The sequence below is a fragment of the Streptomyces sp. NPDC088354 genome, assembly GCF_044753585.1.
Classification (GTDB): Bacteria; Actinomycetota; Actinomycetes; order Streptomycetales; family Streptomycetaceae; genus Actinacidiphila.
Map to the genome: position 1 here is coordinate 1 of NZ_JBIVNJ010000041.1, position 11,217 is coordinate 11,217.

At 65.3% G+C, this 11,217-nt stretch carries 7 protein-coding genes; 3 read left to right on the forward strand and 4 right to left on the reverse strand.

The genetic code is table 11. The features are described from left to right. Positions 1-184: thiamine pyrophosphate-binding protein (locus ACIP98_RS35440; protein ID WP_401980139.1), on the reverse strand; the 184-nt coding region annotated here is incomplete at its 3' end. A 255-nt stretch (positions 185-439) separates the two neighbouring features. Beyond that, positions 440-1,390, reverse strand: a complete 951-nt coding sequence (locus ACIP98_RS35445; RefSeq protein ID WP_401980142.1) for an SDR family NAD(P)-dependent oxidoreductase — start codon at positions 1,388-1,390, stop codon at positions 440-442. 1,295 nt (positions 1,391-2,685) lie between these two features. Here ACIP98_RS35445 and ACIP98_RS35450 point away from each other — a divergent pair. From ACIP98_RS35450 to ACIP98_RS35460, 3 genes are all read left to right on the forward strand, one after another. After that, on the forward strand, positions 2,686-4,104 hold the full coding sequence (locus tag ACIP98_RS35450; RefSeq protein WP_401980144.1) for an amidohydrolase family protein: 1,419 nt from the start codon (positions 2,686-2,688) through the stop codon (positions 4,102-4,104). A 170-nt stretch (positions 4,105-4,274) separates the two neighbouring features. Then, a complete protein-coding gene (locus ACIP98_RS35455; RefSeq protein ID WP_401980147.1) occupies positions 4,275-4,634 on the forward strand; it encodes a hypothetical protein in 360 nt (119 codons plus the stop codon). An 805-nt stretch (positions 4,635-5,439) separates the two neighbouring features. After that, a complete protein-coding gene (locus ACIP98_RS35460) occupies positions 5,440-6,444 on the forward strand; it encodes a hypothetical protein (protein WP_401980148.1) in 1,005 nt (334 codons plus the stop codon). A 372-nt stretch (positions 6,445-6,816) separates the two neighbouring features. Here ACIP98_RS35460 and ACIP98_RS35465 read toward each other — a convergent pair whose 3' ends face one another. Together ACIP98_RS35465 and ACIP98_RS35470 are read right to left on the reverse strand one after the other, a co-directional pair. Continuing rightward, positions 6,817-9,825 (reverse strand): AAA family ATPase, encoded by a 3,009-nt coding sequence (locus ACIP98_RS35465; protein ID WP_401980151.1) that lies wholly within the window; start codon positions 9,823-9,825, stop codon positions 6,817-6,819. 597 nt (positions 9,826-10,422) lie between these two features. Next, positions 10,423-11,202, reverse strand: coding sequence for an alpha/beta fold hydrolase (locus ACIP98_RS35470; RefSeq protein ID WP_401980153.1), 780 nt, complete (start codon positions 11,200-11,202; stop codon positions 10,423-10,425). Positions 11,203-11,217 lie beyond the last annotated feature (15 nt).

Consider the following 11,217-nt stretch of genomic DNA (forward strand, 5'->3'; position numbering starts at 1 on the left):
CCGTGGCCTGGGCGTAGCCGTCCGCCATGGCGATGGCGGCGCCCTCCTGGAGGACCAGGTAGTAGGGGATGTCCTCGGGCAGGCCGGTGAGGAACGACAGCTCGTTGGACCCGGGATTGCCGAAGACGGCGCTCACGCCGTGATGGCGCAGGACGCGGTAGAAGGCATCGCTGACGGTCGCCATGAGCGGCCCCTTGCCCAGAGTGATCGAGCCCGTCCCACGACCGTAGGAGCGGTGTGCGTAAAGGGCAAATTGGCCGTGAACAGATAGCCCGACCAACTCGCCTCACATGCAGTGGTGACAGAACGGCACGAATGGAGCAGTCCTGCGGCTCAAGCGAACCCGGTACAGGTCAGCCATTGGCGCGCTTCCCGCCGGTAGGGTTCCTCATCGGTGTCGGGTATCGGTGCTTTGTCGCTGTGCGCTGGCCCACCTCTCCTACTCCGAGTAGCCGGCCAGGGCTCTGTCGAGCAGCGCTTCCGACTCGTCCAGAAAGCGCCGCGCGTATCCCAAGTCGAGGCCACGCGAGGGCAGGATGGGCGTGCCCTTTCTGCCGAACAGGTCGCCGCTGCGGCCCTCCAACTCCGGAGCGAACAGGAGAGGTACCATGCGGCGGGCGTAGGACTGCGGGGACGGGGCCAGAACGCCGATGAGAGCCTCCACCACTCGGTGCGTCGCACTTCCCTCGCCGAGCAGGTTCGCGCGGATGTCCGTCCTGATGACTCCCGGCGCCATGCCGAAATAGGCCGGGCCAGGAAAGCGAGAGTGTGCCGCCGTCACCAGCGCCTCATTTCCGGCGAGGGTATTGCCGTGCGCCCGCATGGCCGAATACTGGTGCTCGGAGTTCAGGTCGGCGAGCGTGCCGGTCTCCCCCCACCCCGGCGAGCCCATGACGAACACCCGCGGGCGGAAGGTGTCATCGCCTCGGGCGGAGCCGAGTCGTCCCGTGAGTCCCCGCAGGATGGCCAGCCGATTCAGAAAACTGACCGCCATGTCCCGTTCCACCCCCTCGAGGGTCTCCTCACGAACTCTGGCGGCGAAGGTCCCGGTCGTGAACAGGAGGACATCGCAGTCCTCCACGGACAGTTCACGGCCGATCCGCTCGGCCTCCCGCAGGGAAGAGAGGTCGACAGGAACGAATGACCGTTGGTCCGATGGAGCATCGCGGAGAGTGCGGCCCACTACCGTGACCGCCGCACCACGGGCTAGGGACTGGGTGGCGATGGCGCGTCCCAGCCCATTCGTACCCCCAATCACGATCAGCCGACGCCCGGTCAGGTCCAGTTGCTCGATCGGGTCGAGATGCAGGCGCAGTGCGTGGTCCCGTCTCGGCGGCCTCATCCTGCCGGGCCTCGGCTCAGTGGCCAGACGTGCTGGGGACGTGTCCATGGTGATCCTTCGTGACGCTTCGTAGGGGGTGGGACGGGTGGTTGCCCGCGACGAACACGATCAGCCCCTGCCGAGGGAATGCTCCGGGGCAAGCGTGCAGGTCTCTCGGGGCACGACCGGCTTGTCACTCACTCGGGCATGAGTGCATCCGGCGCGTGGACCGCTGGCCCAAGGCGTGGCGCTGAAAATCCGGAACTCCCTCGGCGGCACCGCCAGGGTGACGATGGGTCGCTGGTAGCTTCCACGAACCTGATAGCACCGTGGAGGTCAAGCCCAAGAGATGCACGCACCTGAACGGTTTGTCCGTACGCGATGTTCAGGCCGATCCGGTCGACCAGCCCAGCTCCGTGTGTCGATCTTCCCAAGAACTTCTGTCGCTGACATGGGGAGAAACCCCCATCTCTCCAGTCGGCCGGCCCAGCACCCCCTGCGACGGCTTGCGAGCGTAGGGATTCTTCCCCTGCCGTCACAGCAAGGTGACGTGCACTCGTGGTCAGGCTTCGGGAGCGGTTTCCAACCCGTACCTTTCGGATAGTTCAAAGCATGGGGCCGGTGAACCGCTCCGGTCCCCAAGTTGGCACCTGTACGCCGGGCCGCGGGTCATCGCCGTCCTCTATGAAGAGCCCCTCCGAAACCTTCGGGGTGTAAAAGAAGAGCCTCCTGGCCGTGCTGAAGCCAATGTTCTTGAACCGGTGGGGACCTCAGGCGGCGTGGCCGCGCGGGACGCCACCGTCAGAAGGACTTCCTCAGCGTGCTGATGGTCGGACTGCCGGCCCAGCATGGTATGCCGGTCGCGGTATTGCGCAGCAGGCTTTTGACCAATGGCCCAGGATTTCCGCGCGGGCACCGGCGCGCAATCCGCGGACTACTGCCTTCATTCCACGGAGTGATTGGGCGCTACGCGAGAATCAATTGGGATAATTTGCGCAACCAGGTATGAATTTTTATGTCCGCGAAGACGGGGAACTTTCCCGATGCCTTGGGGATTCCTGGGCGGGCAAAGTGGGGAGCGCCACCTGACGCAGGGGGGCGCCAAGAGCTCTGACACGAGTGTCGGAACGAACCATCGGCTGTCTGCTGCACAGCCACGAGTCGATGGCATGGGCCCCACTGTCGAAGGCGGACGGCTGCTCCGGGCACCACAGTGGTGCGCTCGCCCTGGCCGGGGCTGCGCGCTTGACTGACAGGGCGGCTGCCGTGTCAGTTCACCCTCGCTACAGGCCGGCGGACGTAGATCTTTCGGGGGGCGGATGCGCTGTTGTGCATCACCTCGCCCCAGAGACGAAAAATCGGAGATGGACATGCACAACCGCAACATCGCGGCTCGACCGACACCCCGGCTGGGGCAACCCGTCTTGTTCCGACGGGCAACGGTAGTGACGATGAAGCCGCATGACGGCGTGCTGCGGGACACGGACGTGCTGGTCCGCAACTCCCGCATTGAGGCGGTGGGCCGCCACCTGGAGGTTCCTGCGGATGCCGCGGTCATCGAGGCATACGGTGCCCTGTTGCTTCCAGGTTTCGTGGACACTCATAGGCATATGTGGCAGTCCGCCTTGCGCGGGGTGGGCGCTGACTGGACCCTGGGCAACTACGTCCAGTGGATCATGATCAAATGGGGTCACCTGTTCCGGCCGGAGGACATCTACGCCGCGAACTACATGAGCATGGTCGAGGCCGTGTACGACGGCGTGACCACGGTGCTCGACTACTCCCACGGTCTGCGGACGCCCGGGCACGCTGAAGCCGCCGTGGACGCGTTATTCGATGTGCCTGCCCGTGCCAGGTTCGCCTACGGCAACGCGTTGGCATCCGATCTGGGTTGGGTGGTCGACGGTCGGGTCGACGACATGCTCGACAGCAGGTTCAGCAGCACCGACCAGTTGGTGACTATGCAGCTGGCCCTCGATCGCATCAGTCCCACCGACGAGGCCAAGGCAGCCCTGGACTTCGCCCGGGCACGCGAACTCCCGATCATCTCCCACGCGGGAGTCTTCAAAGCCTACGAAGACGATCAGATCGGCTTCCTGCACGCATACGGGGCACTCTCGCCGAGCTACACGCTCGTGCACGGTGGCGCGCTCAGCGATGACGCCTTCCGTCTGATCGCCGACAGCGGTGCGCATCTGTCCATCTCGGCGGAGAGCGAGGACAGCGCCGGGCAAGGCTATCCGCCTGTGTCCCAGGCACGGAGGTTCGGCGTCCCGATCTCCCTGTCGATGGACTCAGTCGCATGGTGGAGCGGTGACATGTTCTCCGCGATGAGGGCCACCCTCAATGCGGAACGGGCGATGGTGCATCACATCGCCCACCAGCAGGGCAACGTCGTTGTCAACAACGACACCCGGGCGATGGACGTCCTGGAATACGCCACGCTCGGTGGTGCGCGGGCGCTCGGACTCGATGACGAGATCGGGTCCATTACGCCCGGTAAACGTGCCGATCTGGTCCTGCTACGCAACGACACCCCGGTCATGACAACCGTGCACAACCCTGCGGGCCACCTTGTTTTCCAGGCCGGGCGTGGCGACGTGGACACCGTGATGGTCAATGGCCGGGTCCTGAAATACCAAGGCCGCTTGGTCGGCGTCGATCTCGACCGGGCTCGAAGTCTCGTCGCGCAATCGGTCGAGTACCTGCGCTCCAGGATCAGCGACGCCGAATGGGAAGAAGCGATGATTCCGCCACCGTACGTCACCCGCCAGGCGTGGTGATCACAATCCGTTTTGAGGCTGCTCAGGCTTTCGCATAGCGAAATCCTCGTGCGTGGTACAGCTGCCGATCCGGTGCTATGAGCGTGACACGCTTGGCGAACCGGTCTGCCGTTACGGATTACTGTCTCTCCAGTGCAATAACTGTCGCTATAAGATGGGATATCGCAATCGTGTTTCTGAAGAATTTCGTGCGGAGGTCTTCGACCGCCGTCATGCTGGCGGTGGCCGGCATCGGTCTCGTGCTTGGCACCTCCACGGCTGCCGAGGCTGCGACGACGATCAACTACTCGAACGCGCAGGTGTCGTTCGACAACAATCCGGGCAACGGCGCCGAGAGCTGGATCTGGGCGTGGAACAACAACTCGTACACGATCCGTATCGACTACCAGTACTACGACAACGGCATCGACTCGATGTGGGTCAACCCCTATTCCGCGACGTCGGTCAACGCGAACAGGGACATCTGGCGCGTGCGTTACTGCTGGTGGGACGACCGCTCCCAGTACTGGGGCTGCGGCGGCTGGAGCTGACCCGACCGATTCCGCACACGCGCGGGATAGTTCACGAGGTCGCATGGCGGCTGCGTGACCTCATGAATACAGCTACAACGGTGGCCTGACGCACCGACAGAAGAAGGGTGCCTCTCACCTGCGGTGATCTGATTGCTGAGATCAAAACCGTCGCAGGGAAGAGGCACCCTACAGGTGCAGGCCACCGAATGGGATCGCCGGCTTGCCATGCGGGCCGACGGCAAGAACCTGATCGGCCACGTGGGTGTGGTGTTGCTGCGGAGGGTCGCCGACCGCGTCGGCCTGGCCACCGCGCTGAGTGCACTGCTACCGAAGGGCATCGGGCCGGGCTGGCGGAACCGGGGCGTGGCGCCGGTCCCGCCAGGCCTGTGCGATCGTGCTGGGCGCGACGAACGTCCTCCTGCACGACGAGCCCGAACTCGCCGCCGCAGAGCCGGAGACGACCCGCATAAAGCTGTACCAGCTGCCCGCCCGCCTCACCTCGGCGTGACGCGAAGGCCCTCCGCATCGACCAGCAAAACAAACAAGGCAAGCCGTCGAACCAGCCAGACCGATCAGGTCACAGTCGAATCGATGATGAGCCGGCAAGGACCAGGAGGGCCGGCACATGCCGTGCCCTCCGGCCCAATTGCAGTAACCGACTGAAAGCACCCGCGTTGTGACCACGGAACTGTGCAACGAGAGAACGAGGTTGCAACACCGAACGGGGGCGCAGTCATCGAACGCATACCCAATGCATGGCTTTTCATTGCGAGTTCATCTCAAGTTCCCCTTTAGGGGGGCTCGCCAAACAGGAGTGAGTAAGTTGACAATCCGTATCATCAGAAAATGGGGGATCGTCGTAGCATCCCTCGCCGCGGCAGTGAGTGTTATGTTCACTACCGTTGAAGCGTACGCTGCGAGTTCCGCCCTCCCCAACGAAGAATCGCAGATATATAACGAGCAGGCTGGGGGGCAGAACGTTCGGGGCCGCGGCGCTGCTGAAGCGTATGACACCAATGGCAACCACATGACGGTGTGGCGCGCCCTGGACAACAATGCCATCTGGAGTTCCATCAACAACCAGCCGGCCGTGCAGATGGTCCCGGGCTCGGCGACGGCGACGCAGCCCTGGATAACCTCCGCGGGGGGCAACGGTTGGTGGGTGTTCCACACGGGTGGCGGCGGTCAGATATACGTGCTGCGCGCGTACGCCGACGGATCACACAGCGGTTGGACGGCCATCTCCGGTACGACCACCGAGGATCTGCTGCCGGGTTCGGCATCGGCGGGTCCCGAGGGAAGTTTCATGATTGCCTGGCATGGGCGCGGCAATAACAACATCTCCGCCAGGTTCTACAACGGCTACGCATTCGGCGGCATCTACACCTTCGGCAACGCGCAGTCGATGTACCCGCCGGCGGTCGCCTACAACTGGCAGTCGTCGCGGTACGTCATAGCCCATGTGGGCAGTGACAATCAGACATACACCGCATGGCAGGCATACGGGTACGGCGTCTGGAACGGGTGGTACAACCACGGGGGATCCGCGCGCTCCCAGCCTGCCCTGGCCGCGCTTCACAACGGCAACATGGAACTTGCCATCCTCGGGGCCGATCTCGTCACCTGGTCGCAGGAACTGAACAACTACGGGGTCGGCTACGGCGATGGCTTGGGTTGGAGCCGGGAGACCAGCGGAACAGGAACGTTCTTTCCGCCTGTTTTGGTCGAGAACAGGCCCAATGGTGCCGCGAGCACCATCTTCCTGCTCTTGACCGTCTGGGACACCTACAACGTCGTCTACAAGCGAAACATGTTCGAAGGCCCGTGACCCCAAGGCTTGATCAAGTTCGCTGAGCGTCCTGGTCGTTGGTGATGCCCAGGATGGAGAGTGCCCGTTCTGGCTTGACCCGGTAGGGACGCAGGTCAGCGACCTGGTCCGGGTTCAGGGGGCCCGGCTTCAGCAGGACAGCGGGGACAGGACAAGATACAGCGGCAGGCACGGGTCACCTCGTGATCAGCGGGCTTAAGACACCGCGATGATCGCGAAGCCCGTGCCTGTACCGCTATCCACCCCAGCCCACTGCTATCCGAACTCATCGCACGAGCGCGGTACTTGCGGCCACCCTGTCGGTCTGTGCTGATGAGGGGAAGCTCCTTCGAATCCCTCGGGAGCCCGCAATCACGCGACAAATGGCACGTTTTACGAAGGTGTGGCGAGACCGTGCCGGAAGGCGATGGCTGCTGCTTCGGTTCGGCCGGAGGCGCCGAGTTTGGCAAGGATATTGGACACATGGGCGCCCGTGGTCTTCTCCGAGATGAACAGCTCCTTGGCGATTCGGTGATTCCTGTAACCGCGCGCCACCAGCTGCAGTACTTCGCACTCGCGTGGCGTCAGACCGAATCCGTCATGGGACCGGCTGGGTCTCTTGCCAATGGCTGTCCGGCGGCTGGAGGCTGCGGCAGCCGGCGCAGGGCCGACGTCCCGGGTGTGGAGTCGACTGATATCGCTGATCAGAAGGCCTGCACCGAGGTTGGTCGCGAGGGCTTGGGCGCGGCTGAACCTGTCGTTCGCCTCGGATCGCCGTCGCGGCGCGGTGAGGAAGGCGCGGCCTTCGCCGAAGAGCGCACGGGCCGTCTCGTACGGGCGTCCGGCGTCTTCGAAAGCGGTGACTGCGGTCGACCACAGGTCCGGATCGTCCGCTCCTTCGATGCGTCGCACTTCGGCGCGAAGCAGGTGTGCGTAGGCGGCGGAGAGAGGCAGGACCGTGCTCAGCCGGTCCGCGGTGCGCCGTAGAGCAGTGGAGACCTTCACTGCAACGCCACCAGGGGAGTCGATGGCGTCGCCCTCCATGGCTGCCGCGGTGCAGAGCAGCGGCAGTGACCAACTGAGCGGGAGGTCGCACAGCCCGGCGGTGTCCGCATGGAGGAATTCTCTCCGGGCGTCGTCGAGACGGCCCTGGCGTAGGGCGACCTCCAGGGAACAGTGGCTGAACACCACTTGGAACTGCGCCGGCAACCGTTCCGTGCCACGCAGCTTTTCGGCGGCGGTCAAATGGACGATCGCGGATTGGAGGTCGCCGCGCAGCAGGAGACCGGCCGCTCGCAGCGTCGCGAATGCCGAGCGTGACAGTTGGGCGCGTGCGAGGGCGGTGGCCTCGTCGAGGGCTGAGTCGGCCTCGTCCCAGCGGCCCAGGGAGAGCAGACTGATCGCCCGGTTGGCCTGGACCCACCCTTCGCGGTTGGTGAGGCCGAGCGAGCGGCAGAGTTCAATGCCGTGGTCGGCCGCGGCGACGGCTTCCTCGGAGCGGCCCATGCCCTCGAGGATTGTTGGCAAGCTTTGGCTCACCCGTCCGGCGATGCCGAGTTCGCCCAGTTCTTCGGCTCGTTGGCGGATGGCGTAGAGCTCTGCGAGGACACCGCCGTCGGTATCCGTGTCCGCGTTCAGCAGGCACTGACACAGACGGGCGTGGAGTTCCTGTGTCTCGGCCCCTGCACGCGCGGCGTACCGTGCAGCTTCGACGGCGGGGGCTCGGTTTCTGCTAGAAGGACGGTGCAGCTCGTTCCAGATGGCGATGCGCACCAGCACTTCGGCTCCCACGACGGATGGAGGGAGGGCCTTGACGAGGCGCCACGCCGTCTGCACTTCGGGCCAGCCGTCTCCGCGGCTCAAGCCCTCGATGATCCGGGACCGTCGCGTCCAGAACCACGCGGCAGGTAGAGGCCGTTCTGCCTCGGCCTGGCTGAAGTGTTCCAGTGCAAGGTCGGTCAGGTGCAGCGCCTTGTGCAGGTTCCCACTGTGCACCGCAGCGGTGGCGGCCGTGGCGAGCAGCTCCGGCAGGCCGACCCGGGTCATGCCGTCCTCCTGCAAGGCACTGCAGGGATAGGTCTCCGGGCAGCGGATCGCGGGCAGATCCGCCGGCCGGACCTCCTCCGACATGCGGTTCCACCATTCGAGCGCCCGCTCCAGATGCCACAACTGCTCAGCGTGGGCAGAACGGTTGCGGGACTCCTCGGCCGCCGCAAGGCTCATACGCAGAGCTTTCCTCCCGTCCTGCGCCGCGTGCCAGTGCTGGGCGAGCCGTCCTGCCAGCTCCCCCGGCGGCACGAGTGTGGGATCCGCCTCCAGCACCTGTCCGTACTGACGATTGATCAGGTGCCGTTCGCCCGGCAGGAGGGTGTCGCCAACGGCTTCGCGGACCAATGCATGCCGGAACCGATAGTGCGCACCGCTCGGCTCGGGCGCCAGGACACGGGCGAGCACAGCCGCGCGCAGCGCCTCGATCAAGTCGACCTCGGACAGGCCCGCCACGGCCCTCAGAAGTGGGTAGCCGACGACGGCGCCACCCTCGGCAGCTGCGCGTACGACTTGCTGGCTCGCTTCGGGCAACGATTCCAGCCGGGTCAGCAGCACGTCGTGCAGGCTGTCGAGTCCCGTCTGTACGTGGTCGCGGTGCGCGCGGGCCAATTCCTCGACGAAGAAGGCGTTGCCCTCCGAGCGGTCGTAGATGTCATCGACGACACGTGGGTCCGGTATGGCTCCGAAGATGCCGGTGAGCTGCCGGTTCACTTCTCCTCGCATCAAGCGTGGTAGATCGACGCGGCTCACGGACCGTAGTCGGTCCAGTTCGGCGAGCAGTGGGCGCAGCGGGTGTCCGCGGTGGATGTCGTCGGAACGGTACGTCCCCAGCAAAATGAGCCGCCCGGTGCGCCGGGTACGGAAAAGGAAGCCCATCAAATTACGAGTGGAAGCATCGGCCCAATGCAGGTCTTCGATGACCAGCGCCACCAGCCGTCCGGACGCCAATGTCTCCAGAACGCGAGTGATGAGCGCGAACAGCCGTATCCCGTCGTCGTCTCTCGGATCAGCGGACGAGCCGGCGCCCATTTCCGGTATCACCCGGGCCAAAAGCTCTTCCTGCCCTGTGCTTGCGGCGCGTACTTCCTCGGGGAACCGTTGCCACAGCGTGCGCAGCGCCTCGGAGAACGGGGCAAGGGGGAGACCGTTGCCGCCGACCTCGATGCATCCGCCCACCGCCGCCACGGACGCCTCGGGATCCAGGGTGCTCAGCAGCTCCTCGACGAGTCGAGTCTTGCCGATCCCCGCCTCGCCCCGCACCAGCACCGCCTGCGGGTCACCCTCGTTCGCGGCCTTGGCCGCTCGCCTCAGCTCGGCCAGCTCGGTCTCCCGGCCCACGAAGACCGGACTCACGGGGATGTTCGCAGTGGACTGCACGTCCGCAAAAGACACAATGTTTCCAGGGTGGTCGTTCGATAACGCATTGTGGCCGCCGTCGCCCGCTGACCGGGCCGCCTTCGACTGAGCGAGGCACGGCCGGCTGGCCGGAGCCATGCGTTTCTCTCGCGATCCAGTCGGACGGGAAGGAGGTCATTACCGTGTTTCGTGATCGTACGCAGCATCTGGTCGGGCGATTTGGCCGCGCTCGTTCAGGCAACTTATGTCCCGCAGTGAGCGTAGTTCAAGATGATCTTCAGGCCGCTCCAGGCTGCCGTCCCGCTTGGAGAGCATCACGCCGCGTCGGGCCTGCGCGAAGACCGCCTCGTGGTTGGCGTGTGACGGAGAGTGTTCGGTCTGCCCGATGGAGAAGCGAGAAGCCGGGCATGAGGGATTTCCTTGTTCGGCCCCTACCTCTGCCCGATCCACCACACGCACCGTGACCGGGGCGGAGACGGTGAGATCCAGGAACCCGGGGCCAGTGTGGCCCGTGCAGGACGTGGGTGGTGCGCCGGCCGGTGCGAACGCACCGGCCGACTCGAGAAGCATCCCGGACCTTCGGTCGCCCCTAAATCACTGCTGGTCGGTCAGAACGCGGGCGACCTCGGCAGGATGAGCCAGGTGGGGGAAGTGGCCGCCGCCGTCCAATACGACGATGGAGACATCGGGCAGGGCTTGACGGAGCCAGGCTTGGTATTCCGCGTCGGGCGCGGCGCCGGTGACGTAGCGGTAAGGGGTGCCCTGGGCTGCGATACGGGCCAGACGGGCGGCGTTTCGTTCTTGCAGCGTAGACGGCGGGGTGGCCAGTAGTTCGTTCCAGTAGCTGAGAAGCAGTTCCTGCGCCGGAAGCGCGTCGGGGCTCGCGATGTCCCGGGTCTCGGGAGGCAGCGTGTCGATGCCCATGCGGCTGAGCAGGCCGTTCCAGACAGTGCCGTAGTTCGGGCTGCGCAGGAGGTGCTCGTTGCGCTGGAGCATGTCGGCGAAGCCTCCGACGCGCAGCGGCTGGTCGATGTTGACCACGCCGCGCACCCGGTACGTCGCGGCGTAGGCCGTGGCTATGGCTGCGCCGAGGGAGTGTCCCACCACCACGGGTGCTGCCAGGCCGGCTTCGGTGACGGCCTGGTGCACCATCGCGGCGACGTCGTCGAGTCCGTGCCGCTCCCGCAGTGGCGAGTCCCCGTGTCCGGGCAGGTCGAGGACGAGCACGCTCCGACCGGGGTCGGAAAGCTCGAGAGCGCGCAACACCGGCCCCCATTGGCGACGGTCGTAACTGAGGCCGTGCAGCAGGACGAGCGGCGGCCTGTTGTCCGGCTCGCCGTGGCGCTCTGCTCGCAGACCTGCGTACGTGATCATGTGTTGTGTTCCTCC

What these genes read in the sequence shown, in the direction of transcription:
- ACIP98_RS35445 (WP_401980142.1), bottom strand. Translation starts at nt 1,390, where the DNA reads ATGGACACGTCCCCAGCACGTCTGGCCACTGAGCCGAGGCCCGGCAGG.
- ACIP98_RS35450 (WP_401980144.1), top strand. Translation starts at nt 2,686, where the DNA reads ATGGACATGCACAACCGCAACATCGCGGCTCGACCGACACCCCGGCTG.
- ACIP98_RS35470 (WP_401980153.1), bottom strand. Translation starts at nt 11,202, where the DNA reads ATGATCACGTACGCAGGTCTGCGAGCAGAGCGCCACGGCGAGCCGGAC.